Annotated in this window: 27 protein-coding genes; 9 read left to right on the top strand and 18 right to left on the bottom strand. The window is 36.6% G+C overall.

Annotated features, from left to right (window positions below):
* Window positions 1–63 precede the first annotated feature (63 nt).
* From secG to groES, 12 genes are all read right to left on the bottom strand, one after another.
* The gene (gene secG / locus IGL80_RS03895) at window positions 64–300 is read right to left on the bottom strand and encodes a preprotein translocase subunit SecG (protein WP_002356546.1); all 237 of its coding nucleotides are present in this window, start codon (window positions 298–300) and stop codon (window positions 64–66) included.
* Between the two features lie 167 nt (window positions 301–467).
* The gene (locus tag IGL80_RS03890; protein WP_002356545.1) at window positions 468–743 is read right to left on the bottom strand and encodes a GNAT family N-acetyltransferase; all 276 of its coding nucleotides are present in this window, start codon (window positions 741–743) and stop codon (window positions 468–470) included.
* Window positions 733–1,017 carry a (4Fe-4S)-binding protein gene (locus IGL80_RS03885; RefSeq protein WP_002356543.1) on the bottom strand — a complete coding sequence of 95 codons (285 nt, stop codon included), beginning with the start codon at window positions 1,015–1,017 and terminating at the stop codon, window positions 733–735. The genes IGL80_RS03890 and IGL80_RS03885 overlap by 11 nt, the downstream gene beginning before the upstream one ends.
* 91 nt (window positions 1,018–1,108) lie before the next feature.
* Window positions 1,109–2,938 carry a heavy metal translocating P-type ATPase gene (locus IGL80_RS03880; RefSeq protein ID WP_002359603.1) on the bottom strand — a complete coding sequence of 610 codons (1,830 nt, stop codon included), beginning with the start codon at window positions 2,936–2,938 and terminating at the stop codon, window positions 1,109–1,111.
* Window positions 2,939–3,105: 167 nt separating this feature from the next.
* Window positions 3,106–3,933, bottom strand: coding sequence for an ammonia-dependent NAD(+) synthetase (gene nadE, locus IGL80_RS03875; RefSeq protein ID WP_002359602.1), 828 nt, complete (start codon window positions 3,931–3,933; stop codon window positions 3,106–3,108).
* 2 nt (window positions 3,934–3,935) lie between these two features.
* Window positions 3,936–5,420 (bottom strand): nicotinate phosphoribosyltransferase, encoded by a 1,485-nt coding sequence (locus IGL80_RS03870; RefSeq protein ID WP_002356538.1) that lies wholly within the window; start codon window positions 5,418–5,420, stop codon window positions 3,936–3,938.
* 77 nt (window positions 5,421–5,497) lie between these two features.
* The gene (locus IGL80_RS03865; protein WP_002356537.1) at window positions 5,498–5,908 is read right to left on the bottom strand and encodes a GtrA family protein; all 411 of its coding nucleotides are present in this window, start codon (window positions 5,906–5,908) and stop codon (window positions 5,498–5,500) included.
* Window positions 5,909–6,125: 217 nt separating this feature from the next.
* A complete protein-coding gene (locus IGL80_RS03860; RefSeq protein ID WP_002359601.1) occupies window positions 6,126–7,673 on the bottom strand; it encodes a glucosaminidase domain-containing protein in 1,548 nt (515 codons plus the stop codon).
* 16 nt (window positions 7,674–7,689) lie between these two features.
* Window positions 7,690–8,400, bottom strand: a complete 711-nt coding sequence (locus tag IGL80_RS03855; protein WP_002359600.1) for a hypothetical protein — start codon at window positions 8,398–8,400, stop codon at window positions 7,690–7,692.
* Between the two features lie 23 nt (window positions 8,401–8,423).
* Window positions 8,424–9,143 (bottom strand): response regulator transcription factor, encoded by a 720-nt coding sequence (locus tag IGL80_RS03850; RefSeq protein WP_173965741.1) that lies wholly within the window; start codon window positions 9,141–9,143, stop codon window positions 8,424–8,426.
* A 303-nt stretch (window positions 9,144–9,446) separates the two neighbouring features.
* The gene (groL, locus tag IGL80_RS03845) at window positions 9,447–11,072 is read right to left on the bottom strand and encodes a chaperonin GroEL (protein WP_002362559.1); all 1,626 of its coding nucleotides are present in this window, start codon (window positions 11,070–11,072) and stop codon (window positions 9,447–9,449) included.
* Between the two features lie 57 nt (window positions 11,073–11,129).
* Entirely contained in the window at window positions 11,130–11,414 is a 285-nt protein-coding gene (gene groES, locus IGL80_RS03840; RefSeq protein ID WP_002356531.1) for a co-chaperone GroES, read from the bottom strand.
* Window positions 11,415–11,646: 232 nt separating this feature from the next.
* Here groES and IGL80_RS03835 point away from each other — a divergent pair, with 232 nt between their 5' ends.
* The 3 genes from IGL80_RS03835 to IGL80_RS03825 all read left to right on the top strand — a co-directional run bounded on the left by IGL80_RS03835 (window position 11,647) and on the right by IGL80_RS03825 (window position 12,847).
* Entirely contained in the window at window positions 11,647–11,823 is a 177-nt protein-coding gene (locus tag IGL80_RS03835) for a hypothetical protein (RefSeq protein ID WP_002356530.1), read from the top strand.
* Window positions 11,824–11,841: 18 nt separating this feature from the next.
* On the top strand, window positions 11,842–12,495 hold the full coding sequence (locus IGL80_RS03830; RefSeq protein WP_002359597.1) for a CPBP family intramembrane glutamic endopeptidase: 654 nt from the start codon (window positions 11,842–11,844) through the stop codon (window positions 12,493–12,495).
* 112 nt (window positions 12,496–12,607) lie between these two features.
* The gene (locus IGL80_RS03825; RefSeq protein WP_002404859.1) at window positions 12,608–12,847 is read left to right on the top strand and encodes a hypothetical protein; all 240 of its coding nucleotides are present in this window, start codon (window positions 12,608–12,610) and stop codon (window positions 12,845–12,847) included.
* A 66-nt stretch (window positions 12,848–12,913) separates the two neighbouring features.
* On the opposite strand, the gene IGL80_RS03820 is transcribed toward IGL80_RS03825, so the two are convergent.
* Both IGL80_RS03820 and IGL80_RS03815 read right to left on the bottom strand, forming a co-directional pair.
* A complete protein-coding gene (locus tag IGL80_RS03820) occupies window positions 12,914–13,765 on the bottom strand; it encodes a hypothetical protein (RefSeq protein ID WP_002404858.1) in 852 nt (283 codons plus the stop codon).
* A 378-nt stretch (window positions 13,766–14,143) separates the two neighbouring features.
* Window positions 14,144–14,794 carry a redox-sensing transcriptional repressor Rex gene (locus IGL80_RS03815; RefSeq protein ID WP_002359595.1) on the bottom strand — a complete coding sequence of 217 codons (651 nt, stop codon included), beginning with the start codon at window positions 14,792–14,794 and terminating at the stop codon, window positions 14,144–14,146.
* 213 nt (window positions 14,795–15,007) lie between these two features.
* Between IGL80_RS03815 and IGL80_RS03810 the strand changes: the two genes are divergently transcribed.
* The 6 genes from IGL80_RS03810 (at window position 15,008) to IGL80_RS03785 (ending at window position 21,329) form a co-directional block, all read left to right on the top strand.
* Window positions 15,008–16,954, top strand: a complete 1,947-nt coding sequence (locus IGL80_RS03810; protein WP_002404856.1) for an ABC-F family ATP-binding cassette domain-containing protein — start codon at window positions 15,008–15,010, stop codon at window positions 16,952–16,954.
* Window positions 16,955–16,968: 14 nt separating this feature from the next.
* A complete protein-coding gene (locus tag IGL80_RS03805; RefSeq protein WP_002356525.1) occupies window positions 16,969–17,601 on the top strand; it encodes a GntR family transcriptional regulator in 633 nt (210 codons plus the stop codon).
* Window positions 17,602–17,696: 95 nt separating this feature from the next.
* A complete protein-coding gene (locus IGL80_RS03800) occupies window positions 17,697–17,906 on the top strand; it encodes a helix-turn-helix transcriptional regulator (protein WP_002359591.1) in 210 nt (69 codons plus the stop codon).
* Window positions 17,903–18,238 carry a hypothetical protein gene (locus tag IGL80_RS03795; protein ID WP_002359589.1) on the top strand — a complete coding sequence of 112 codons (336 nt, stop codon included), beginning with the start codon at window positions 17,903–17,905 and terminating at the stop codon, window positions 18,236–18,238. The genes IGL80_RS03800 and IGL80_RS03795 overlap by 4 nt, the downstream gene beginning before the upstream one ends.
* Window positions 18,239–18,436: 198 nt before the next feature.
* Window positions 18,437–19,627, top strand: a complete 1,191-nt coding sequence (locus tag IGL80_RS03790) for a quaternary amine ABC transporter ATP-binding protein (RefSeq protein ID WP_002388977.1) — start codon at window positions 18,437–18,439, stop codon at window positions 19,625–19,627.
* On the top strand, window positions 19,620–21,329 hold the full coding sequence (locus IGL80_RS03785; RefSeq protein WP_002356521.1) for an ABC transporter permease/substrate binding protein: 1,710 nt from the start codon (window positions 19,620–19,622) through the stop codon (window positions 21,327–21,329). The genes IGL80_RS03790 and IGL80_RS03785 overlap by 8 nt, the downstream gene beginning before the upstream one ends.
* 285 nt (window positions 21,330–21,614) lie before the next feature.
* On the opposite strand, the gene IGL80_RS03780 is transcribed toward IGL80_RS03785, so the two are convergent.
* The 4 genes from IGL80_RS03780 to IGL80_RS03765 all read right to left on the bottom strand — a co-directional run bounded on the left by IGL80_RS03780 (window position 21,615) and on the right by IGL80_RS03765 (window position 25,797).
* Window positions 21,615–22,349: a YcjF family protein gene (locus IGL80_RS03780; RefSeq protein ID WP_002384134.1), complete on the bottom strand. Its 735-nt coding sequence runs from the start codon at window positions 22,347–22,349 to the stop codon at window positions 21,615–21,617.
* Between the two features lie 119 nt (window positions 22,350–22,468).
* Window positions 22,469–23,371, bottom strand: coding sequence for a diacylglycerol/lipid kinase family protein (locus tag IGL80_RS03775; protein ID WP_002359588.1), 903 nt, complete (start codon window positions 23,369–23,371; stop codon window positions 22,469–22,471).
* 122 nt (window positions 23,372–23,493) lie between these two features.
* Complete coding sequence (locus tag IGL80_RS03770) at window positions 23,494–24,507, bottom strand: CdaR family transcriptional regulator (protein WP_002359587.1); 1,014 nt, start codon at window positions 24,505–24,507, stop codon at window positions 23,494–23,496.
* A 141-nt stretch (window positions 24,508–24,648) separates the two neighbouring features.
* A complete protein-coding gene (locus IGL80_RS03765; protein WP_002359583.1) occupies window positions 24,649–25,797 on the bottom strand; it encodes a glycerate kinase in 1,149 nt (382 codons plus the stop codon).
* Window positions 25,798–25,811: the final 14 nt, after the last annotated feature.

Below are 25,811 nucleotides of genomic sequence, written 5' to 3'. Positions count from 1 at the left end.
AGAAAAATAAGTGTCCGCACTCATCTCTCTGTTCTAAACTTGTCATTTTAAAAGATTACGTACTTATTTTGAAGATAAGAACGCCAAAACAAATAATAAAATCATCCAAATTGCGCCAAGAACTGCTGTTGAGCGTTGCATAACAGCTTCAAAACCGCGCGCTTTTTGCTTCCCAAATAATTTATCTGCACCGCCAGTGAAGGCACTTGCTGCACTGTTTTGTTTGCTTGGTTGCATCATAACAGTAATGACGATTAAAACAGATAAAATGATGACCAACGTTAAGATTAGATTATACATGCGTTAATTCTCCTTTTTATACAAATATGCGAAATTCATCTACTTTAATGTAGCATATTTTATCTGTAAACACCAGTGAAATTTAATGTCTTTCCTTATTTGTCTCTAATAGCAACAGCCGCAAGTAGGAATCAGATTTCTACTTGCGGCTGTTGCTAGTTTCTTCTTTATTTTCTCAATACGTCTCCGTATTCAGGTTTAGTATCAAATTCTTTTTTGGCAAATGGACATAGCGGAATAATTTTTTTATGCTCTTTTCTCGCTTTTTCAACACCGGCTAAAACAAGTTTTTCAGCTAATTTTTGTCCACGATAAGTTGGATCAACAAACGTATGATCAATAATCATCATGCTTTCGCCAGCATCTGACCAAGTCATTTCACCAATTTCTTGGTTTTCATCGTTATATAGAGCAAAACGATTGTTTTCTTCTTTAATTTGCATACTCGTTCCCTGCTTTCCGAATATATTTTAGAGCGCCACTTGGACATGAATCAACTACAATCATGTCATTTTCAACACTTCCGTTATCTGGAATAATCCATGGTTTCCGACCAACTTCAAAGACTTCTGGATTTCCACGAACACAATTACCAATATGTTCACAAATATCTTTATTATAAAAGATATCAATTCCTTCCCCCGTATATTTACGGTAGCCTTCTTTTAATAGTTGTTCTTCCGTGACTGGTTGCCCATCTATTTGGTTTCCTTTCATTGCACAATCTCTCCCCTGTAACTTATTAATATTAAAAACGTACCTTTATTTTACCACTAAGCTGGACATTCAGGCAATTAATTGTTCCACCTTACTGGCCAATTCGACGAGCTCGCAAAGCAGATAAGATTGACACAGTGTCCACGACTTCTTGTAGCATAGCCCCGATTAGCGCCGGAATGATCCCGGTACTAGCAATTAGCATTAGTAAAACGCAGATAAAAATTCCGATTAATACAGATTGTTTGGCAATTTTCATGGTATCTTGGGCAATTTCGACCGCTTGGCTGACTTTACTTAAGTCATCTTTTAAAATAACAACATCAGCAGTTTCACTAGCCGCAGTAGCTCCATGAGCGCCCATAGCAATACCTACGTCTGCAGCAGCAAGCGAAGGTGCATCATTTACACCATCTCCTACCATGATGACTGGATGATTTTCTTTAGGCAATTCTTTTAGAATAGTTAATTTATCTTGTGGTAAACATTCCCCATGTACTTCGGTAATTCCTACTTCTGCAGCAATCGTTTCTGCGACGGATTCTTGATCCCCCGTCAGCATTAAAATTCGTTGAAGATGTAATTGGTGTAATTTTTCCATAGTCTCTTTTGCTTCTGGTCGTACTGTGTCTGTAAAAGTAATTCGGCCTAAATATGTGCCATTACGTGAAATATGAATAGTCGTTTTATCAATTTTTTCAGTTGCTTGAGACTCTTGTGTCACAAAATTCTTTTTTCCTACCCGTATCTCAGCACCATCCACAAATGCCTTCACGCCAGCACCAGAAACTTCCGCTAGATCTGTAATATTTTTTAATGGGACATCTTGCTTTCTGGCATAAGCAACAATTGATCTAGCTAAAATATGACTTGATTCTTGTTCCACGCTTGCTGCCAATCCCACTAATTCAGCAGCAGTTATTTCAGCATTGATTGGTTGGACTTGATCAACAGAAAGTTGTCCTTGCGTAATCGTGCCTGTTTTATCAAACGCAATCGTTTTTGCAGAAGCTAATTTTTCGACCATCGTTCCCGATTTAATAACGACCCCATGACGACTTGAACGACCCATCCCTGCCACTAAAGCAATTGGGGCAGATAGAATTAAAGGACACGGCGAAGCAACCACTAAGACTTCCGCAAAGCGTGTCGGACTTTTCGAAACAAACCAAGCAACACCTGCAATTAGGTAGGCAACTAGTGTAAAAGGTACCGCATAGCGGTCTGCTAAACGTACAAAATGAGCTGGTCGTGCCGCAGATTCTTTCACTAAGTTCACAATTGTTTGATATTGACTGTCGGCTACAGTTTTTTCAGCAACCATTTTCAAAGAGCCATCACCATTCACGGAACCCGACATTAATTCATCCCCAGGATTTTTTTCAATTGGTTTTGATTCTCCTGTTAATGAAGATTCATCGACTGTTGATGTCCCGGTTTTTACCAAGCCATCAACTGGAACTAGTTCCCCTGGTTTTACTACTAATTCATCGCCAACATTGATTTCCTCAACAGAAACATCTTCTAAATTTTCGCCATTCAAGCGATGAGCTTTTTGTGGCGAGTTATCCAATAATGACTTCAGCTCTTGGTTAGCTTTTCCAGCGGCATAGTCTTCTAATGAATCACCACCAGTCAACATAATTAAAATCATCAAACTGGCCCAGTATTCTCCCACACCTAAGGTTGCAACGATAGCGGTAATCGCTAAAATATCGACACCATATTTTCCTTCACGTAAGGTTTGAATCATTTCCCAGAACATCATTAACGCCATTACAGAACCTGTTATTAAAATAATGCCATACGCCCAATTCGGCTGATGTAAAATAAATTCAAATAATAATGCCAAAACTCCTGTTATAATTGTAATCCCCAATTTTGTTACATGCTTCATCTCTTTTTCTCTCCCATCATTCACTTTACATTATTGAGCGTACCTTTTCTGTTTTGAAAAAGAAAGTGAAAACGCCTAAATGAAAACGACTTTCATTATCATAGGATAGTTGCTGTAGCAACGTTTACTTTCTGAAAAGTAGTTATGTAAAAAAACACAGACCATCGTTCATTCGCCGATGGTCTGTATTTTTATTTCCAAAAATCATCAAAAATTGTAATGGGTAAATGCCGTTTGTGTTGTCCTTTTTTATACCAGTTTTCAATTGTTTGTTGATCTGTTTCCGAGACTTTTTTGCCTTCCAAATAGTCATCAATGGCATCATACGTGACACCTAAGGCAACTTCATCTGCAACTAACGGTTTGTCATCTTCTAGATCAGCTGTTGGTATTTTTAGATACAAGGCTTCTGGTGCCCCAAGTTCTTTCAGCAAAGCTTTTCCTTGGCGCTTATTTAAACGAAATAACGGTAAAATATCCGCTCCGCCATCGCCATATTTGGTGAAGAAAGCTGTCACATTTTCGGCTGCGTGGTCTGTGCCAATTACTGCGCCAGCATTTTCGCCAGCTACTGCATATTGTGTAATCATACGTTGACGTGCTTTCATGTTCCCTTTATTAAAATCGCTAATTTGAACGCCAGCGTTTTCTAGCGAACCAACCATTGCATCCACTGCTGGTTTAATATCCACTCGTAAAGAAACATCTGGCTGGATAAAGGCTAGCGCGGCTTGTGCATCAGCTTCATCTGCTTGCTCACCATAGGGAAGGCGAATCGCAATAAATTGATACGACATATCTCCTGTTTCTTCGCGCATTTCAGTCATCGCTAATTGTGCTAAGCGCCCAGCTAATGTTGAATCTTGTCCGCCACTAATTCCCAAGACAAAGGTTTTTAAAAAAGGATGTTTAGTTAAATAAGCTTTCAGAAAATCAATACTTTTACGAACTTCTTCTTTTGAATCAATTGTCGGTAAAACACCTAACTCTTGAATGATTTTTTCTTGAAGTGTTGTCATTTCTAGGCCTCCTTATTCACCGTTTCCGTTAAATGTTTAACGTCTTTACGCACTTTTTCCAATAAATTCATTTTGTGGTTCCAACAATCTGTTGAAAGGTCCACTGGATATTTCTGCGGATTCAAGTCCCGCTTGTATTCTTCCCAAAGTGAATCTAAATTTTCTTTTGCATATTGTTTAATTTCATCTAAAGTTGGTAATTCATACACACGTTTTCCTTCAACGAAAATATCTTGGAGTACTGGCCGTGCTTCAAAATCACGGACATACTTATTAATAAAGGTATGAACGGGATGGAACATATAAATTTCTTCTTCTTGGCGAGGATCTTCGTTCCAAAGTGTCACATAGTCCCCTTCTGACTTTTTATCAGATTTACGTGTAATGCGCCAGACTTGTTTTTTTCCTGGTGTTGTCACTTTTTCAGCATTGCTAGATAGTTTAATGGTATCTTTCATTTGACCATCTTCACCTTCAATTGAAACTAATTTAAACACCGCTCCTAAAGCCGGTTGATCATAGGCGGTAATCAGCTTGGTACCCACGCCCCATACATCAATTTTTGATTTTTGCATTTTTAGATTCAAAATCGTATTTTCATCTAAATCGTTCGATGCATAAATTTTTGCTTCAGTAAAGCCTGCTTCGTCCAGTTGTTCACGAACTCGTTTAGAAATATAAGCCATATCGCCACTATCAATCCGCACGCCTAGGAAATTAATTTTATCACCCATTTCTCGAGCTACTCGAATTGCGCTTGGCACTCCCGCTTTCAAAGTATCATACGTATCAACAAGGAAAACGCAATCCCGATGTGTTTTGGCATACGCCATGAATGCCTCATAATCATTTCCATACGACTGAACCAATGAATGGGCATGAGTCCCACTAACCGGAATACCAAAAATTTTACCAGCACGAACATTACTTGTCGCGTCCGCCCCACCAATATAGGCGGCTCTTGTGCCCCAAATGGCAGCATCTAATTCTTGTGCCCGGCGTGTTCCAAATTCCAATAAAGGATCATCGCCTATCACGGATTTAATTCGAGCCGCTTTTGTCGCAATTAATGTTTGGAAATTCACCATATTTAGCAAGGCAGTTTCTACCAATTGACATTGTGCCAAAGGACCTTCAATTTGAATTAACGGTTCGTTATTAAAAACCAAATCCCCTTCTAAAGCAGAGCGTACAGTACATTTAAATTCAAAATTTGCTAAATACGTCAAGAAATCTTCTGGATATTCTTCAACTTCTCGGAGATATGCAATATCAGATTCTGTGAACGTTAAATTTTCGAGATAATTGACTAAACGTTCTAAACCTGCAAAAATTGCGTAGCCATGATTAAAGGGCATCTCTCTAAAGTAACATTCAAAAACAGCATGTAAATCTGCTCTCCCTAATTCCCAGTATGTTTGCATCATATTGATTTGATACATATCTGTATGCAATGTCAAACTATCATCTGCATATGTATAGTCCATCGTTTTCTACCTCTATTCTTTGTATTAAAAACTTGTTTATATTATAACAAAAAAATTTTTTTTAGCCTAAAATCTGCTTAGACCTCTTTTTCTTTAAAAATGAAAAATTTACTGAAGAAATAATTTAAAATTACTACTACAACTTGTGTAATCATTTTCGCCCAAAACGATGAAAAATGAATGCCATCAATTAGGAGAATCATTAAACCCATATCAGCCACAAAAGATAAAATTCGGTACCAATAAAATAAGCCCATTTCTTTAAAAAAACCAGCTATGCTTTCATGCTTACTTGCGAATACCCAATATTTATTCGTGAAAAAGGCAAATAGAACAGATAAAAACCAACTAATTGTGTTACTTATCTTGTAATCCAGCCCTAACACATTTTGACAAACAAAAAACACAACTAAGTTGACGACAGTCGTTGCACCACCAAAAAATAAATAAGCCAGTACTTCTCGGTATTTACGAAATAATTCTTTCAATTTTCACGCATCCTTTCAACTAATCATTTTATCAAACTTCGGCAAGAAAACCTATCTATTTTGTGTAAAGACACAATTCTCTTGCTAATTTTACTATTTATTAAGTATTTATGAAAAACATAGTAAGAGAAGAGGAGAAGTTCATCCATGGATGAACTTCTCCTCTTCTCTTCGTCTAATAATATATGACTCCATCAACCAATAAGTTAAATCAGCATTAGTCCTTTAGCTTAGGAAGTGCTATCGTTTGTCCTTCGGTTAATACAGAATACATTAAGTCATTTGTCTGCTTGAGGGCGGTTAAGGAATAGCCCGTTTTTTTTGCAATTTTTGCGAGTGTCTCTCCTCTTTTTACTTCATAATACTCAGTAGACTCTGTTTTTGAGTCATTCGCTTTACCATTTGATTGCTCTGCTGTTTTCAAAGCATTAGTCACCGATTTACTGATTATTAGTGATTGAAGTAACGCTTGTTCTTTCGGTTCTAGAGAAGTCGCCGCTGTATGCTGAGGAATCGTGATCTTTTGGCCAATATAAAACATTTCTTGAGTCTTTGAATTTTGCTTTAAAATGGCTGTTGCTGACACACCAAACGTCTGGCTAATGGTGGCGAGAGAATCTCCTTTGCTTACTTCATAGATGACTGCTTCTTTTTTTAGCTGTTCTTTGACTGCTTCCTTATCAAACGAAGGTTTCTTTTCTTCTGCCAAATTAGTCACTACTGGTTTCTTCTTTTCTTGATCGTATTCAGTTAATTGATAGGTTTCAATCAACGCGTTTAATTTTTTATCGTAATATGTATCCGTTGCATAACGACCTGTTAAAAATTTTGTTGCCTGCTGATAATCCGTCGTGTTTGCTTTCAAAACGCCGTGATAAAACGTTGGATTACCAGCCAGCCCATTGATGATTAATTTACTATAGTCTGTTAATGACTCTTTATAGGAAGGATACTGACGAAAATCGGCATGAATGGTGGTCATCTTCCCTTTACCATCATCTTCTTGTGTGGGAAAGCTGACACTTTGACCTTGATAAGCGCCTTTAATGCCAAACAAATTATAATTAGGCGGCGCTGCTAACGCACTATTGCCCGAGCCACTTTCTAAAATAGCTTGAGCTATCATGACAGAAGCGTATAGATCATGTTGCTGACCAATAACTCGTGCTTCTTCACCGATTTTTCTAATAAACTCAGAAGTAGAAGCATTCTCTTGGACAACAAAATTTGCCTCGGCTTGTTGTTGAATTCCTGCTTGCTTTTCCTTTTCTTGACTATTGTCTACCTCTGAATGTACCAACGGCTCTTTGGTCTTTTCAGTTAATGTAGAATTTTGTGGTTCCTGATTATGAGGTAACTTCTCAGTGAGCGCTTTACGCTCTTCAGATACTGGTTGCTCATTTTGTAACGATTCGGTTGGTTTAGTACTAGCAATTGTCTTTTCTTGTGGCGGTAAACTATTTTCAGATTCTGAAGGTTCCACATTATTTTTCTGATGGTCACTGGTGTCATTTTGTGTTGAACTTTCTTGTTGTTCAGACGAACTTATTATTGTTTCGTTCAGCGTTGAAGAAGTAAGGGTTCCTTGATCTTGATTGGCTTGGTCCGCTCTTTTTTCTTCCAGCGATAGCTGTCGACTTTCGTCCCTCGTTTCGGTCTCTTCTTGAGCGATTAATGGTTCCGAATTGTAGTAACTGGCTCCCGCATAAATCCCTAAAATTCCAATACATACCAACTTCAAATATCTTGCCTTTCTTTTTTTCATCGCATTTCTCCTTCATTTACCTCTTTATTTCTGCTAATAATTGCTCTATCTGTTGGTACGTTCCTGTTGATTCATTCTTGATTGTCAGCATTTGTTCACAATAAGCTTGGTACTCTCTTGCCACTTGCTTCATGCGTGTTAAAGTTGCTAAACGTTGTTCCATTTCTTCATGAACTGTTGCAACTTGTTGTTTGGCTTGACTAATTGTTTCTTTTGCTTGACGTTTGGCTTCTAATAACACTTCGCCAATTTCTTTTTGAGAAAGCGTAACGGCTGTGTCTAAATTCTCTTCACTGGTCTGTCTCTGTTGCATCTTTTCTTCAGACAATTGTTTCTGTAAAGAAGTGATAGTTGTTTCTTTATCACTTAATGTTTCTTTAACATGTTTAAGTTGAACATCTTTTTCGACTACTTGTTTTTGTAATGCTTCCACTTCATTGGTTTGCATTAATAATTGCTCCGTTAGCTTTTTAATGGATTGCTGATATAGTTGATTTTCTTCTTCTAGTTTTTCAACAAAAGAAAATGATTCTTCTGACAGTTCAGTCGGCACTTGTTGCTGGACCTGCTTAACTTTTGCAGCTTGCTCTTTTGCATAAACAACCTCGTCATCAAAGCTTGCTTCCTCTGTTACCTTTGGTTGTGCTTTCATCGATTGTTCATTTTCAAAATCCGGCATCTTCTCATACTCCTCATCTTCATTGTTTTTAGTCAAAAATTGCCACATCTTTTTCTCCCCCTTCGTACCTTTTACACCGTTAACATATAGCCTTTTGAACGAATTGTTTTGATATATTGTGGTTTGTTCACATCTTGTTCAATTTTTTTGCGCAAATGGAAAATCACATTAGCGACACGATATTTTCGTTCATTCGCAGTATCTTTCCAGACATTTTTGTAGAGTTCTTCATATGTAATTGTTTGTCCTGCGTGTTTGTATAAATACTCTATTGTGAAAAATTCCAATTTTGTTAAAAGAATTTCTTCTCCACTTCCCAAGCAAACACTCAAATTTGGCGCAATTAAATACAATCTCTCAGAAAGATTCTTAGTAACTGTTTGTTCCTCGTTTGCAATAGCTAATTTAGGATAAAAACGTCTTTTTACACGTTGCAATAAGTTACTCATGCTTAACATGCATTCTTGACGATCATAAGAATGATCAAAAACGCCATCTGCACCTAATTGTAAATAAATAATTCGATTGACTTTACTAATTACTTCTGTCCGAGAAAATAACCAAATCGGTAAATCTGACTGCTTGCGAATCGTCATTAATAACTCACAACAAGTATTTACTTGCTGGTGGTCAGTAACTTCAATCACTAATCCATCAATATGGTGCAAATGAAGAAGTATCTTTGTTCCTTGGATGATCTGACATTCTACTTGATTACTAACAAACCAATTTTGGCAGTATTCTTTTGTTTCAATTGTCAAAGGAACGACACCAATTGTATATTTTTCCATTTTTCCACCTCAATCTTCCTAATATTCCCCTTCAAAATATAATAATTTTTATTTATATTCTATTAATAAATAAAAATTACCAACTACTAGTTTTCAAAAAATGATTGTTATTACTAAATTTTATCGAATAAAAACAAGGCTGTCTAGCTAAAACGAAGCCTTTAAATTATCATCTTTTTTGTTAAATGAGTAAATATTTGAGAAAATACTATAAGCAAAGATATTATTTAGATTATTTATTCTTTATGTAAAAAAAAGCTTACGATTTTTCAATCGTAAGCTTTTAGAATACTTTTTTTATTTTTACATCATACCGCCCATGCCCATTGATGGATCCATCATAGGAGCTGGTGCAGCTGGTTCTGGTTTGTCTGCAACAACTGCTTCAGTTGTTAATAATAAAGCTGACACAGAAGCTGCATTTTGTAATGCAGAACGAGTTACTTTTGTTGGGTCAACAATACCGGCTTCAACCATGTTTACCCATTCACCGTTAGCTGCATTGAATCCGATACCTAAGTCAACATTTTTTAGTTTGTCAACAATCACTGATCCTTCATAACCAGCATTTTCAGCGATTTGACGGATTGGTTCTTCTAATGCACGAACGACAATCTTGATCCCTGTTGCCACATCGCCTTCAGCTTCTAGCGCAGCGACTTTACCAATTACATTGACAAGTGCAGTACCACCACCAGAAACCATGCCTTCTTCTACAGCGGCACGTGTTGCGTTTAACGCATCTTCAATTCGTAATTTTAATTCTTTTAATTCTGTTTCAGTTGCAGCACCGACTTTAACGACAGCAACCCCGCCAGCTAATTTAGCTAAACGTTCTTGTAATTTTTCACGATCAAAATCAGACGTTGTTTCGCCGATTTGGTTTTTAATTAAATGAACGCGGGCATCAATGGCTTCTTTTGAACCAGCACCTTCGACAATTGTTGTGTTATCTTTGTCGACAACTACTTTGCTAGCATTTCCTAAGTTTTCAATAGTTGTGTCTTTTAACTCTAACCCTAAGTCGTCAGTGATTACTGTACCACCTGTTAAAATAGCAATATCTTCAAGCATCGCTTTGCGGCGGTCACCAAATCCTGGCGCTTTTACTGCGACAACATTAAATGTACCACGGATTTTGTTCAATACTAATGTTGGTAGAGCTTCCCCATCAACATCATCCGCAATGATCAATAGTGGACGGCTTTGTTGTAGAATTTGTTCTAATAAAGGCAAGATATCTTGAATATTTGAGATTTTTTTGTCGGTAATTAAGATATATGGATTTTCTAAAACAGCTTCCATTTTATCGTTGTCAGTAACCATGTATTGAGATAAATAACCGCGGTCGAATTGCATTCCTTCAACCACATCTAATTCTGTTTCAATCCCTTTTGATTCTTCAATGGTAATTACGCCGTCGTTACCAACTTTTTCCATTGCATCAGCAATTAATTGGCCGACTTTTTCAGAACCTGATGAAACAGCAGCGACTTGTGCAATCGCTTCTTTTGAATCAACTACAGATGAAATATTGTGTAATTCTTCTACTGCTGTTTTTGTTGCTAATTCAATCCCACGGCGAATACCTAATGGGTTAGCTCCAGCAGTTACGTTTTTTAAGCCTTCACGAACAATGGCTTGTGTCAAAACAGTCGCTGTTGTTGTTCCGTCACCAGCAATATCATTCGTTTTAGAAGCAACTTCTGAAACTAATTTTGCGCCCATGTTTTCAAAATGATCTTCCAATTCAATTTCCTTAGCAATTGTTACTCCATCGTTAGTAATCAATGGTGAACCAAATGATTTTTCTAAAACAACGTTACGACCTTTAGGGCCTAATGTCACTTTCACTGTATCTGCTAATACATCTACTCCGCGTAGCATTGCTGCACGTGCATCTTCTGCAAATTTAATCTCTTTTGCCATGATTTCTTCACCTCATAATTTTTTTCTTCTATTATATTATTCTGTAAAAGTTGTTTATTATTCAACAGTGGCAATAATGTCTTTGGCTGATACAATTAAGTATTCTACGCCTTCGTATTTCACTTCTGTTCCTGAATATTTTTCAAACATTACTGTGTCACCAATTTTTACTTCCATCGGAACTTTTGTGCCATTTTCAAGCACACGACCTTCACCTACTGCGATAACTTCACCTGTTTGTGGTTTTTCTTTTGCAACGGATGCAAGAACAATTCCTCCAACAGTTTTTTCTTCTTCTTTCGCGACTCTAATTACGACGCGATCGCCTAATGGTTTTAACACAATAAATCCCTCCAAATAAAAAGTTTTCGCTTATTTTAGCACTCGATACATAAGAGTGCTAACTCACACTATTTATAATACTCATTTCACTCTAAAAATGCAAGTCTTTTCTCTCTTTTTCTTGTCAATTATAAGATACGCATTTTTTATTGAGTATTCTTTTTTCATGGAATGTTTTTCCAATCCTTTAATTCATGGTAAAATAAATTGACTACGATTGGAGGCGAATAAAATGAAACAACGTTTACTTACAGCACTAATAGCAACCTTCGTTTATTTTGTGATAGCGAATTTAGGAAATCTTGTTTTCAGTGTCACAGAAGGAATTGTTTCGACACTTTGGGAATCTCTTTTCTTTTTCTTATTCGTTTTTCTTTTATTAGGATATCGCAATAATCGTAAAAAATAATTATAGAAAGGATTAACCATGACCTTAAGAAAATCAAGTTTATTTATTTTAGTCACATACATTATCGCTTTTTTCGGGCCGTTACTTTTTTCGGGTATTTCTCCCAATGCAGCGATTAATGTGACAACTGCTCTCTACATTATTGGTGCCCTTGTAATGATTGGCATCTTTTTAAAAACAACAGAACCTTCTCCTTTAGAGGAAACAGCAACCTTGAAATCACCTATTTTTATTTTTTTACTAGGTGTTAGTGGGATTTTCATTGCCATGCTGATTCAAGGGGTTACTTTTGCCATTGAAGTAGCCATCACAGGAGAACAAGCTACTTCTCAAAATACACAAGCTATTGTAGCGGTGATTTTGGCAAATCCTTTATTTATTTTGGCAACTACTATCGGTGGTCCGATTATGGAAGAATTCGTCTTTCGTTATGCATTTATCCATTTAATCCAGCCTTTTACAAATTTCTGGATTGCGGCTACTGTTAGTTCGGCGATTTTTTCACTCGCACATGCCGATGGTCACTTTTTTGTTTATTTCTTTATGGGATTTTTCTTTGCTCTTTTGTACAAGCAAACTGGAAAAATTTGGACCTCAATTATTGCCCATTGCGGCATGAATTCCTTGGTAATACTGATTCAATTAACCTTAGCACAGACAACGATCAACTAAAAAAGAGCATTATTTAAAGTTAGATTTTTTGGGACTAACTTTAGATAATGTTCCAAATTAATAACTCTCATTCAACAAATAATGTTGTATAATCAAAAAGGAGAACTTAACAATGAAATTTTTTAGTAAAATAAATTTTAAAATAATACTCCTATTAGGCTTTATAATACTTTTAATTGGAACGATTTTATCAGTAAATTTTATACCAGTTAGCACTAGTAATATGACGTATGAAGAAAAGAAGATTCTATTGAATGAGTTTGCGATTAATCTAAAATTAGGAAGACAGTTACAATTTATTTCTCTTCTTTTTTTCATAGTTGGAATTTATTTAAAAATAAAAAGAAAGTAATTGAAAGCAAAAAATAAAAGATTCAGAGGAAAAAATCCTTTGAATCTTTTATTTTTCTCTCATTCATTATCTCGAGATTTCTTTCACAATCTCTATTTTGAAAGGTCTTATATATCCAGCCCGCTGCATTGCATACGCATAATTATTTCCAAAACCTACTCCAAAATTGCCATCATAACCGTTTTGTTCCCACTTGAAATCAAAAATATCTGTAACCTTTGTTTGTGTCCAATAATTTCCATTGGCTTGTTTTCTATAAGAAACTGTATAGCTCACGCCCCTTAACGCTGTAAGCAAATGACCAGAATTAAAAGTATAACTTCCAGTAAACGAACCTGAAGTTCTTCCACCTCTGAAAGCTTCGGCTTTCAATCGCGAATAATAAGCAGTCACTAATTCTTCACCATCTACTATATTTGCCCACGTATCATTTCTATTGTAATAAGTAGGAGGCCGCCAACTAGGATTCCATGTAACATTATACAAAGAAGCAATAGCGTGATTCATGTAATTTGCAGTTTGCCAATGTCCTCTACGTTGCACTAACAATATACCAGCTTTGTATGCACTAAGTGCCGTAGCATACGCGGGATTAGCAGGTGTTATTGTTCTTGTAGTAATTCTATTTTCAGGCAAAACCTGAAGTTCATTGTTTTGGACTTCTGAAGATACTTCTTTCATGTAGTTATCCAAAAGAGCACTTTGCTCTTCATCATACTTGGAAAGTTCAGTTAAAGACTCATTTAAAGATTTATTAAAACTTTCCTCTGATTCTAACTCATTAAATATTCTAATAACACCATCTAAGTAATCTTTATTCGATTCTTCTCTTGCGATAGCAGCACTAATCAAATCTTGATTTTCTGTTGATATGGCGTAATTATTCTCAGCAGCAGAAACTGGCACAACATCACACATTAAAACAACAACCCCTAAAAAAAACGCTTACAATTATTTTCCTCAAAAAATCACTCCTTATTCTTATATATATCTAACGTAACATATTTATAAAAAAAAGACAATACATATTAAGTTTATCATTTATAAAAAAAAAACAAGAACTACTTTCGTTATTTTTTTTTAATAATTTAAAAAATTAAAAATAACTTTTTTATTCATTAACACAAGTTAATCAACCTTTTATCATAGTAAAAACGAAAAGAAAGATGAATTTTACGTAAATAACAGAAAAAGCCAATCTTATTCATAAATAAGATTAGCTTTATTATTTTATTCCTTTTTTGTAAAAACAATAATATTATTTCACTCATTCAAATACGACCTTAAATCTCTTTTTTAGTCTTCTTCTTCCAATAATTCATTGTCATGATGTAAGAAATAAATTAATGTTTGTAATTCGTTGGTTAAGTCAACATTTTGAATTAATACTTCAGGTGGCGCTACTAAACGCGCAGCCGTAAAGTTTAGAATTCCTTTAACCCCTGCTTCGGCAAGTTTGTTCACAACTTCTTGCGCTTTGCGAGCTGGAATAGTTAAAATAGCTACTTCGATTTGTTGAACACGGATTTGTTCCATCATATCTTCCATTGGATAAACCGGAATACCGTCAACAATGCGTCCCACAATATCTTCATTCACATCAAATGCGCAACTTACACGAATACTGTTGCTTTGATGGAATTTGTACTTTAATAAAGCACTTCCTAAATTACCAACCCCGATTAATGCGACATTGGTTAACTCATCTTCATTCAATGTTTTTGCAAAAAAGTTCATTAAGTTTTCAACATCATAGCCGTACCCACGTTTACCTAATTCACCAAAATATGAAAAGTCACGACGAATAGTCGCACTGTCTACTTGTACCGCTTCACTTAATTCAGTTGATGAGACTTTATTTTTTCCTGTATCATGTAACATTCTTAAGTAGCGATAATATAAAGGAAGGCGTCGCGCCGTTGCTTTTGGAATAACTTGATCTTTCACAATTGGACCTCCAATACTTTCACTTAAATCTTATCCATTAACATAATAGCAGTTTTTCACAATAAAAAGCAATTCTATGGCTCAAAAATAGCATTTTTCTTCAAAAGTTTGTGATAAAAGGTATAAACCTTCACAAAGCATTTTTTGATACGTGCTATTTTAGCAGATTTTATGCTACACTAAGGGCAATGAATTTAGAAATGAGGACTACTGATGATTTTATTACAAGCAAATCAAGTTGCCCGGCATTTTGGCTCGGAAACATTGTTTGAAAACATACATTTAGAAATTGCAACAAAAAGTCGGATTGCCTTAGTTGGTCGTAATGGTGCTGGAAAATCGACTTTTTTAAAAATCATTGCAGGCATTGATGCTCCCGATAGCGGAACCATTGCCAAAAATAAAACTGCTACGTTAGGTTATTTAGCTCAAAATACCGGCTTAGAATCAGATAAAACCGTTTGGGAAGAAATGACAAAAGCCTTTGCTGACATCCTAGAAATGGAACAGCGTATGCGAGAATTAGAAACCAAAATTAGTGAAATGGAGCCAACCACTTCCGTTTATGAAGGAATTTTAAAAGAGTACGATCAATTGCAACATACGTTTTCTGAAAAAAATGGCTACGGCTATGAAAATGAAATTCGCTCAGTCCTTCACGGCTTTGGCTTTGATGAATCCTTTTACACGAAAGATATTCAAACCTTATCTGGTGGTCAAAAAACCCGGCTTGCATTAGCGAGAATGCTTTTACAAAAACCAGACATTTTAATTCTGGACGAGCCTACAAACCACTTAGATATCGAGACGCTTTCTTGGCTGGAATCTTATTTGCCAAGCTATGCCGGCGCCCTATTGATTGTTTCCCACGATCGTTATTTTTTAGATAAGGTAGTTAATGAAGTTTATGAACTGAGCCGCAAAAAAATGACTCACTACAAAGGAAACTATTCCAAATACTTAGAGTTAAAAGCAGAACAATTAGCCAGTGAATGGAAAGCGTATGAAAAGCAACAAGAAGAAATCAATAAGTTAGAAGATTTCGTTGCCAAAAATCTGGTTCGTGCATCTACAACGAAACGTGCACAAAGTCGCCGAAAAGTATTAGAAAAAATGGATCGTTTAGACCGACCTCAAGGAGATGAAAAATCGGCGCATTTTCTTTTCGATAGTGAAAAAGTCTCGGGAAATGTTGTTTTACAAGTCGAAGATGCCGCCATTGGTTACGACCCAGAACATATTTTATCCGAACCTATTCACTTGGATATTCGTCGCAAAGAAGCCATTGCCTTAGTCGGACCGAACGGAATTGGTAAATCCACTCTCTTGAAATCAATTATTGACCGCATTCCTTTCATTAAAGGAAGTAAAACTTTTGGTACCAATGTTTCTGTAGGTTACTATGACCAAGAGCAAGCCAATTTACATGGCAATAAAACGGTCTTAGCGGAATTATGGGATGAACACCCAACCACACCTGAAAAAGAGATTCGAAGTATTTTAGGCGGCTTTCTCTTCAGTGGAGACGATGTTGAAAAAACGATTCCTTTATTAAGCGGTGGCGAAAAAGCCCGTGTGGCATTAGCAAAATTAGCGATGGATCGTGACAATTTCTTGATTCTCGATGAGCCAACCAACCACTTGGATATCGATAATAAAGAAGTTTTAGAAAATGCGCTGATTGATTATGAAGGAACCATCCTCTTCGTTTCTCATGACCGTTACTTTATCAATCGAATTGCAACAAAAGTTGTTGAGCTTTCTGAAAAGGGCAGCAAACTTTATTTAGGCGACTATGACTATTATTTAGAAAAGAAACAAGAGGAAGAAGAAATCGCTGCCCTCTTAGCTAATGAAGAAGCGGCGAAAAAACCCGAACCAGTTACAGCCAAAAATACCTTTTATCAAAACAAGGAGCAACAAAAATTACTCCGTACTTTGCAAAGAAAAATAACACAAGTCGAAGAAAATCTTGCTCAGTTAGATACGACAATTGCACAATTAGAAGCACAAATGAGTCAACCAGACATTCTAGAAAATCATGTTGAATTGCTGGCTTTAAACCAACAATTAGATTACGCTCGTCAGCAACAAGATGAACTACTTGAGCAATGGGAAAATTTCAGTTTAGAATTAGAAGAAATGGAAAATAACAATTAACGGAGGGATTCACTATGGCTTCCAAAAAAATCAGTTTAACGAAGCCCAAATATCAACAAATCGCCGTTGATGTTGCGGAAAAAATTGCAGAAGGCAAATTACATGTTGGAGATAAAATCCATGCCCGTTCCACCCTAGCTAACCAATACCAAGTGTCGCCAGAAACAGCCCGCAAAGCCATTATCGTTTTAGTTGATTTAGAAATCGTTAAAGCCAAACACGGCAGCGGCTTCTATGTGGCATCAAAAGAAAAAGCGCAGGACTTTGTGACACAATATCAAGACGTTCAAACGATTGCTGAAATTAAAGAAGAATTGCTAGATAGCGTAGCGAAACAAAAAGAAGAACTTACTCATTTTTCTAGCATTCTAGATACTCTTGTTGAACAAACAAAGCGTTTTGATTCTTTCAATCCAATGAATCCTTATTCATTAGTTTTAACAGAAGAAGCTGCTTATCTTGAGGCGACGATTAGCGAAATGAATTTTTGGCAAAACACTTCGGCAACGATTATCGCCATCAAACACAAAGAAGAGCTTCTGGTCTCACCTGGTCCATATGCAAAGATTTCGTTGAACGACACACTTTATTTTGTTGGACATGACGAATCAACCTTACAACGAGTGCAGAATTTTTTCTATCCTTAAAAAGCTCATTTGAGCTTTTTTTCTTTTGACAAATTCCTTTCAAATTGCTAAAATAAAGTAACGAAGTCGTTACATTTAGAAACGAGGTAGTTACATTGATTAAAAACAAACTTAAGGTTCTTAGAGCCCAAAAAAACTGGACACAAGCTGATTTAGCAGAAAAAGTTGGGATTTCACGCCAAGCAGTTATTTCTATTGAAAAGTATAAATACACACCCTCTTTAGAATTAGCCTTTGATATTGCAGCAGCTTTTAAAAAACCCGTCACAGAAGTATTTTATCAACAAATGGAGGAAACTAAATGAATATTGAAACACTGAAACCACTTTTAGGAATTAGTTCGATGTGTATCTTAGCGATTTTTATGTATTTAACTGAACGATTCAAAAAACAGAAAAAAGTTGAATATAAAAATGATGAACGCTGGCAAGTTATCCGTTTAAAAGCAAATCAAATGATTTTACGTTATTTCTATATTCTAGGAATTGTTATCTGTATATCTCTAGCAACTGTGCTTGTGTTGAACTTAAAAACGGAAATTTCTTTAACCACTGTTGTTCAAGTTCTTTTTTATGGTTACTTATTTCAAAATCCCATTGAGTACTATTCATTAAAATACTTTGATCAAGAAATTTAAAACAAAGTGACTATTTACCTTGCGGTAAATAGTCACTTTTTTTATTTATTATTTCTATTTTTCATAAAAAACCACTATAAAACCTATTTAAAATACTGTTTTTCTTCATTTTCAGAAAGATTTTCATCTAATTTGACAAAGTGACAACTTTATAGTAGTCTGATGTAGTCACTTTTTTTATTGAGGAGGAACAATGATTTGCCAAAAGTAAAAGTAAATCACCTTACCAAAATCTTTGGTAAGAAAACCAAACCGGCACTTGAAATGATTCGTGCCAACAAAAGCAAAACAGAAATTTTAGAAAAAACGGGTGCCACAGTCGGTGTTTATGATGTAAATTTCGAAGTTGAAGAAGGCGAAATTTTCGTTATTATGGGGTTATCAGGAAGTGGGAAATCAACATTAATTCGTTTATTAAATCGTTTGATTGAACCAACTTCAGGAAATATTTATATTGATGGACAAGATATTTCTTCTTTAGATAAAGAAGGATTACGTGAAGTACGTCGAAATAAAATGAGCATGGTTTTCCAAAACTTTGGTCTTTTCCCCCATCGAACTATCTTAGAAAATACGGAATATGGTTTAGAAATTCGTGGTGTTCCTAAAGAAGAACGCCAAGCAAAAGCTGAAAAAGCCTTAGAAAATTCTAGCTTAATTGCTTTTAAAGACCAATTACCAAGTCAATTATCTGGTGGGATGCAACAACGTGTCGGCCTTGCTCGTGCCTTGGCTAACGATCCAGAAATTTTATTAATGGACGAAGCGTTCTCTGCTCTTGATCCGTTAATTCGTCGTGAAATGCAAGACGAACTATTAGATTTACAAGAAAATGTCAAAAAAACCATTATCTTTATCACACATGATTTGAATGAAGCTTTACGAATCGGCGACCGGATTGCTTTGATGAAAGATGGTCAAATTATGCAAATTGGGACTGGAGAAGAAATTTTAACCAACCCAGCCAACGAATATGTGCGAACCTTCGTGGAAGATGTGGATCGTTCAAAAGTCTTAACTGCCCAAAATATTATGGTACCTGCTTTAACTACTAACATTGAAATTGATGGCCCAACTGTTGCTTTAAAACGGATGCGTCAAGAAGAAGTGAGTATGTTACTTGCCGTGGATAAAAAACGCCAACTAAAAGGCGTTGTACGCGCAGAAAAAGCTTTAGAAGCGCGTAAAAACGGGACTTCTCTTGTAGAATGTGTGGATCCAGAAATTCAAACAATCGACAAAGATATGTTAGTGAATGATATTTTTCCACTGATTTATGATGCACAAACGCCTCTTGCCGTGACTGATAACGGCAAACTATTAGGCGTGGTCATCCGTGGTAGCGTACTTGAAGCACTTGCAGAAACAGAGGTGAACGAACATGAATAAGTATCAATTACCTGTCGCGTCTTGGGTTGAAAGTTTTACTGATTGGTTAACTTCAACATTTGCTGGATTATTCAGCTTTTTACAAACAATTGGTCAAAGTGTAATGGACAACATTACTGCCTTACTAACAGCCGTACCACCACTTGTGCTGATCGTGCTATTAACGATTGCTGCTTTCTTTATTTCTAATAAAAAAATTGGCTTAAGTTTATTCACGTTTATCGGCTTAATGTTTATCTATAATCAAAACTTATGGAACGATTTAATGAGTACCGTTACGTTAGTTTTACTTTCTAGTGTTATTTCCATTATCATTGGTGTGCCACTAGGGATTTTAATGGCGAAAAGCGAAAAAGCCAAAAGTATCATTACACCGATTTTGGACTTCATGCAAACAATGCCTGGTTTCGTTTACTTGATTCCAGCCGTTGCATTCTTCGGAATTGGTATGGTTCCTGGGGTCTTCGCCTCTGTTATCTTCGCTTTACCACCAACCGTACGCTTTACGAACTTAGGAATTCGACAAGTGCCAAATGAACTTGTTGAAGCAGCTGATTCTTACGGTAGTACTGGCTGGCAAAAATTATTCAAATTAGAATTACCTTTAGCCAAAAACACGATTATGGCTGGTGTTAACCAAACAACCATGCTAGCTCTATCAATGGTAGTTATTGCTTCAATGATTGGTGCGCCTGGATTAGGACGTGGCGTCCTTTCTGCTTTACAACGTGCGCAAGTCGGGAACGGTTTCGTAAATGGTGTGGCTTTAGTTATTTTAGCGATTATCATTGACCGTTTTACTCAACATTTAAATAATAAAAAAGCAGCCCCTAAAGCAGCTGGTGCCACCTCTAAAAAGAAAAAATACGGGATTATTGCAGCGGTTGTTGTAATTGTCGCTGGCTTAGTTGGTGCTTCAATTTTTACAACAACAAATGATAAGCAAATTTCCCTTTCTTATGTGGAATGGGATACCGAAGTAGCCTCCACACATGTTGTTGCCGAAGTCTTAAAAGATATGGGGTATGATGTTAAAACGACTCCTTTAGATAACGCAATTATGTGGGAATCTGTAGCTAAAGGTGAAACAGATGCCATGGTTGGTGCGTGGCTACCAGGAACACACGCAGAGCAATATAAACAATATAAAGATAAATTAGACGACCTTGGTGAAAACCTTAAAGGCGCGAAGCTAGGAATTGTCGTTCCTTCTTATATGGATGTTGATTCTATCGAAGATTTATCTGATCAAGCTGGGAAAAAGATTACTGGAATTGAACCTGGGGCTGGTGTTGTTGCAGCAGCAGAGAAAACTAAAGAAGCTTATCCTAATTTGAAAGATTGGTCTGTTGAAACTTCTTCATCAGGTGCCATGACTGTCGCCTTAGGACAAGCAATTAAAAACAACGAAGACATCGTTATTACTGGCTGGTCTCCTCACTGGATGTTTGCAAAATATGATTTAAAATATTTAGCTGATCCAAAAGGCACTATGGGCGGCGAAGAAGCGATTCACACAATGGCTCGCCAAGGCCTAAAAGAAGATCAACCAGAAGCTTACAAAGTGTTAGATAATTTCCATTGGACAACTAAGGATATGGAATCTGTCATGTTAGAAATTAACGAAGGCAAAGACCCACAAGAAGCTGCACGCGATTGGGTTGATTCACATAAAGACCAAGTAGCAGAATGGAAAAAATAATTCTTAACAAATGACTTCCCCATCTATTAAAAGAGGACGTTGAACAAATTGTTCAACGCCCTCTTTTTTCGCAAAAAAAAAACCACTCAGTTGGGTAGACTGAGTGGAAAGGAGTTATTTTTACTTGAGGAGTAAAAATGAAAAGTGTTTATGTTGGGTGTTTTGTTGGTATGCTTATATATTAACGAGAACCTGTGAATAATTTGTGACGAAAACCTTGGAAATTTGCTACGAATTACTTAAAAAAGTTTAAATGTGTCTCACCCTAGTTAATCAATACAGCGATTATTTCTTTTTAGCATTTTGGATGGCTTTAAATAATGTTGAAAATTGTCCTTTGAAAGACATCACATCATCAAAGATATCAACACCATCGTTTAACATTTTGACGGTAACCCAGCCAAGCGCTTCCGTAATTGCTACTGCAACTGAAGCATTGACCATGCCACCAGTCACAGTTCCGACAACAGGAATCACTTTTAGAATATTCCCGACTGCACTCTTACCTAAACTAACCACTACTAATTCTTTGGTTAAGCTTTTCCCTAAGCTTTCAGACCAAGACTGACCAAAAATTTTATGCAGCCGTGACATCATAGTTAATTGAACAGGTACCAGTAAAAAAGCATCCGAAAATGGAATTGGCGAAAACCCAATAATTGCTGCTGACAATGCAGCAAAATGAATCGTTTGATGACTTTTCTTTTTCACGTCAGGTGAAACACCAGCCAAAAATTCATCAAATACTTTGTCGAGTTGTGTTTGACTGTTCGTCACTAATTGTTCTGCTTTACCTTTAGAAGTTGCGAAAGCATTCATTATGGCAGTAGACGTTTTTTGTGGAAATTTTTTCAAGACATCTTGAAAAAAAGAACGAAATTCTGGGTCTTCGATTTCTTCATTCAATTGCTTAGTTTCTTGTTCTGCTAATTCTTGTTTTTCAATCTCTTCAAAAAGTTCTTGTTTCTTTTTGTTTTTATGTTTTTTTCTTCTCATCTCATTAACTCCCTTATCTATCAATATGTAGAAACAAAGTATAGCATAGCCCCTGATTGATTCTCTTTTAGATGATTTGAAAAGCCAGAACTTATCTGTTTTTTAAACAAATAGAAATGTTCTAGCTTTTCTCAAAAAATCAGCTATTTTGTTTGTTCTTCACCGCAATACACCGTCAAGTGTTTAGGCAAAATCTTCAGCGTAATTGGCAAAGCAGCTCCTTCATCACCATCCACATTAGTGGTTAATTCTTCTTGGTTTTCTAAGGAGATTGTTCCTTCTTTAAAGGTTAGGTAAACTAAATTATCAGTGGACTGGTCGACGCCTTTTAACAAATCTGGGACTGCTTTTACTGCATCCCACAATGATTGATCTTTTAAATAAACTAAATGAAGTTTGCCATCATCCACTTGGGCCTCTGGTAATAATGTTTCAAACCCACCGATTGAATTCGTTAAGCCAACTAAAACGGTACTACTTTCAATGGTTTGTTCTTTTTGATCCAATCTTAAATGAAAAGGATACGTTTGAGCATTTGCTAAATGTTTGGCACCTGAAATAAAATAAGCGAGTTTTCCTAACTTCGTTTTTTGTTCAACGTCCACGTCGTTAATTGACTCTGGAATCGTCCCAATCGCAACGACATTCATAAAGTAGTCGTCATTGATTTTCCCCACATCTAAAGCACTGGTTTTTTCTAAATCTAATTGTTGAATCGCTTCTTCAGGATCCATCGGTAAATTCAAGGCTCGCGCTAAATCGTTCACCGTTCCTAAAGGAAAAAAGCCAAATTTTGGGCGGTAAGCTTGTTCTGCCAACCCGCTAATTCCTTCATTAACGGTTCCATCTCCCCCCATTACGAAAACACTGTCAAAGTGACTTTCCGCAGCTTCACGGGCAAATTGTTCTGCATCGCCGCCTTTTTCTGTTTGTTTCACTACAACTTCATCAAATAACTGCTTTAATTTTTCTTCTGCTAACGTTTCAAATTCTTTGGCTTTTTCACCACCAGAACTGGGGTTAACAATTAAAACTGCTTTTTTCACTGGCACCACTCCTCAATGATATCTAAATCGTTTGATTCCTTACAATTATTATAAAAGATATTTTTGATTCTGGCGAAAAATATGCTGACACTTGCTTAACAAACAAGCATTCCTGCTCCTCACTACTTTTCAAAACGTTCTTTAAAGCAATAGGCAAAATAATAGAACAATTTCCAAAAATCTTGCCAAACTTTTGGATCCATCCCCGTCAATTCATGAATTCGTTTCAAGCGATAATTCAATGTATTTCGATGGATATGTAATACTTGTGAGGTTTCATTGATGTTTAAGTTATGATTGGCGAAAAAAATAACGGTTTCATAGTATTCATCATAAATCGTCTGGATGGTTTCAAAAAAATCCAATTCAATATGAAAAGGAAAATTAAAAATTCCTTGAATGAAAAAATCTTCTGCTTGGTAAAACTTAGCCTTTTCTAATTGGAGAAACGATAGAAGTAAATACGTGTTTTGTGCCTCTTGGACCATTTGTTGAATCGTGGCTTTTTCCGAACTTATCACAAGGTATTCTGTTACTGGCTTTGTTATCTGAGGTAGTTCAGAAGTAATCACCAGATAACAATTTTCCCATTCAAATATTTCATGGCCAGGATAATAACTGGATAATAAGCGCTTGTCCTTGGTCAGTACACAATGATTCTGGTCATCTAATTGAAGGTTATATAGTTCCAACGCTTCAAGTTTTAAGGCTTCTGAGTAAGCAGAATCAACATGCATTAAGTGCTGGATAAACTGATTTTTTTGTTTTTTCTTTTTTTCGCGTTCTTGTTGTGTATTTAATTCTTCTGTCAGTAAAAGAACAATCGAGCGCACAAGCTTGGTAAATTTGCGCACCTCGTCTGGTTCTCCCGAAATGCCTACGACACCTAAAATGTGATCATTCAAAATAATCGGTTCATTGGTGCCTTTTTTCTCTAAAGAAGTATCTTTATAAATTTCAATATTTTTTCGTTCATTGATGGCTCTTTCTGCACCACGATGGCGCTCCCCAATTCGAGCAGAATCTCCACTCGCAATAATTTTTCCTCGTTCATCCATAATGTTGATGTTATAAGGAATATCTGCCATCAACTTTTCAACAATTTTATTTGCTTGGATTTTGTCTAATTTTAACATTGCTATCGCCAACTTTCTAAAAAGCGAGTAGCGTTTGGGACATAAGCCGCAATGACTTATGTCCCAAACGCTTAATTCTTCAGATCAACGACTGAACATTTTTATTTCAGCTTTCATTACTGATGATACCATGGTTAGTTCTTAGTCACAAGGCACCAGCTGTAATGTACGAGCAATATTTTCAACGGTTCTTTCTAAGTTAACTGGTCCATTTTTCAATGCTGCTTCCAACGGTTCGGCTTTGGCCAAAATTCCAAAAATAGCCGTCATCCCTTCTTCATAGAGGACATCCACATCTTTGCCGATATAGCCAGCACAAGCGAAAACCGGTTTTTGATACTTCTTGGCCAAACGTGAGACGCCATAAGGGGCTTTGCCGAATTTTGTTTGGAAATCCATACCGCCTTCACCAGTAAAGACAAAATCAGCGGCTTTTATTTTTTCTTCTAATTGATTCACTTCTACGACAATATCAATCCCTGGGCGTAACTGAGCTTTCGTGAATGCTAGTAACCCTGCACCCAAACCACCAGCAGCTCCTGCGCCTGGCATCATCTCAACATCAATGCCGACCTCTTTTTTGATAATCGCTGCATAATGGGCTAAGTTTTTATCTAATTGAGCCACCATTTCTTCTGTCGCACCTTTTTGCGGGCCAAAGACATGAGACGCCCCTGTTGGCCCTGTTAGTGGGTTATTCACATCACTTGCTACTAAAACTTCGGTAGCAAAAATACGTTGATCAAACTGTGTTAAATCGATCTGCGCCAGTTTATCTAATGCACCACCGCCACGTGTCAATTCTTGTCCTTCCTTGTCTAACAAACGCGCACCAAGTGCCTGAATCATACCTGCACCCCCATCATTTGTCACGCTACCGCCAATGCCGATAATGATTTTTTTTGCCCCATGATTGAGCGCATGTTGAATCATTTCTCCTGTACCATAAGTAGAAGTGATCAAGGGATTACGTTCTGCTGCTTTGACCAATTCAATTCCGTTGGCTTTCGCCATTTCAATGACCACCGTTTCTTGGTCACCTAATAAGCCGTAATAGGTTTCAACGATTTGATCAGGAAGCGGTCCTGCCACACGCACTGGTACTCTTGTACCTCCTGTTGCATCCACTAAGGAATCCACCGTTCCTTCCCCGCCGTCTGCCATCGGGACATGTTGAATGTCTGCATCTTTAAATACAGCTAAAATCCCTTTTTCCATTGCCAGACAGGCTTCTTTTGCACTCATACTTTCTTTAAATGAGTCTGGAGCCAAAACAAATTTTTTCGTCATCTTTTCGCGCCTAC

It is taken from the genome of Enterococcus sp. DIV2467a, assembly GCF_050532945.1.
GTDB classification, from domain to species: Bacteria; Bacillota; Bacilli; order Lactobacillales; family Enterococcaceae; genus Enterococcus; species Enterococcus faecalis.
Note: the sequence above shows the minus strand (reverse complement) of the source record. Positions and strands in the feature narration are given on the sequence as shown.

What these genes read in the sequence shown, in the direction of transcription:
- IGL80_RS03850 (WP_173965741.1), bottom strand. Translation starts at nt 9,143, where the DNA reads ATGGAAAAATATACAATTGGTGTCGTTCCTTTGACAATTGAAACAAAA.
- IGL80_RS03870 (WP_002356538.1), bottom strand. Translation starts at nt 5,420, where the DNA reads ATGGACTATACATATGCAGATGATAGTTTGACATTGCATACAGATATG.
- IGL80_RS03810 (WP_002404856.1), top strand. Translation starts at nt 15,008, where the DNA reads ATGATTTTATTACAAGCAAATCAAGTTGCCCGGCATTTTGGCTCGGAA.
- IGL80_RS03860 (WP_002359601.1), bottom strand. Translation starts at nt 7,673, where the DNA reads ATGAAAAAAAGAAAGGCAAGATATTTGAAGTTGGTATGTATTGGAATT.
- IGL80_RS03805 (WP_002356525.1), top strand. Translation starts at nt 16,969, where the DNA reads ATGGCTTCCAAAAAAATCAGTTTAACGAAGCCCAAATATCAACAAATC.
- IGL80_RS03785 (WP_002356521.1), top strand. Translation starts at nt 19,620, where the DNA reads ATGAATAAGTATCAATTACCTGTCGCGTCTTGGGTTGAAAGTTTTACT.
- IGL80_RS03765 (WP_002359583.1), bottom strand. Translation starts at nt 25,797, where the DNA reads ATGACGAAAAAATTTGTTTTGGCTCCAGACTCATTTAAAGAAAGTATG.
- IGL80_RS03855 (WP_002359600.1), bottom strand. Translation starts at nt 8,400, where the DNA reads ATGTGGCAATTTTTGACTAAAAACAATGAAGATGAGGAGTATGAGAAG.
- IGL80_RS03820 (WP_002404858.1), bottom strand. Translation starts at nt 13,765, where the DNA reads ATGTGTGATGTTGTGCCAGTTTCTGCTGCTGAGAATAATTACGCCATA.
- nadE (WP_002359602.1), bottom strand. Translation starts at nt 3,933, where the DNA reads ATGACAACACTTCAAGAAAAAATCATTCAAGAGTTAGGTGTTTTACCG.
- IGL80_RS03890 (WP_002356545.1), bottom strand. Translation starts at nt 743, where the DNA reads ATGCAAATTAAAGAAGAAAACAATCGTTTTGCTCTATATAACGATGAA.
- IGL80_RS03795 (WP_002359589.1), top strand. Translation starts at nt 17,903, where the DNA reads ATGAATATTGAAACACTGAAACCACTTTTAGGAATTAGTTCGATGTGT.
- groL (WP_002362559.1), bottom strand. Translation starts at nt 11,072, where the DNA reads ATGGCAAAAGAGATTAAATTTGCAGAAGATGCACGTGCAGCAATGCTA.
- IGL80_RS03830 (WP_002359597.1), top strand. Translation starts at nt 11,842, where the DNA reads ATGACCTTAAGAAAATCAAGTTTATTTATTTTAGTCACATACATTATC.
- IGL80_RS03835 (WP_002356530.1), top strand. Translation starts at nt 11,647, where the DNA reads ATGAAACAACGTTTACTTACAGCACTAATAGCAACCTTCGTTTATTTT.
- IGL80_RS03885 (WP_002356543.1), bottom strand. Translation starts at nt 1,017, where the DNA reads ATGAAAGGAAACCAAATAGATGGGCAACCAGTCACGGAAGAACAACTA.
- IGL80_RS03825 (WP_002404859.1), top strand. Translation starts at nt 12,608, where the DNA reads ATGAAATTTTTTAGTAAAATAAATTTTAAAATAATACTCCTATTAGGC.
- IGL80_RS03770 (WP_002359587.1), bottom strand. Translation starts at nt 24,507, where the DNA reads ATGTTAAAATTAGACAAAATCCAAGCAAATAAAATTGTTGAAAAGTTG.
- secG (WP_002356546.1), bottom strand. Translation starts at nt 300, where the DNA reads ATGTATAATCTAATCTTAACGTTGGTCATCATTTTATCTGTTTTAATC.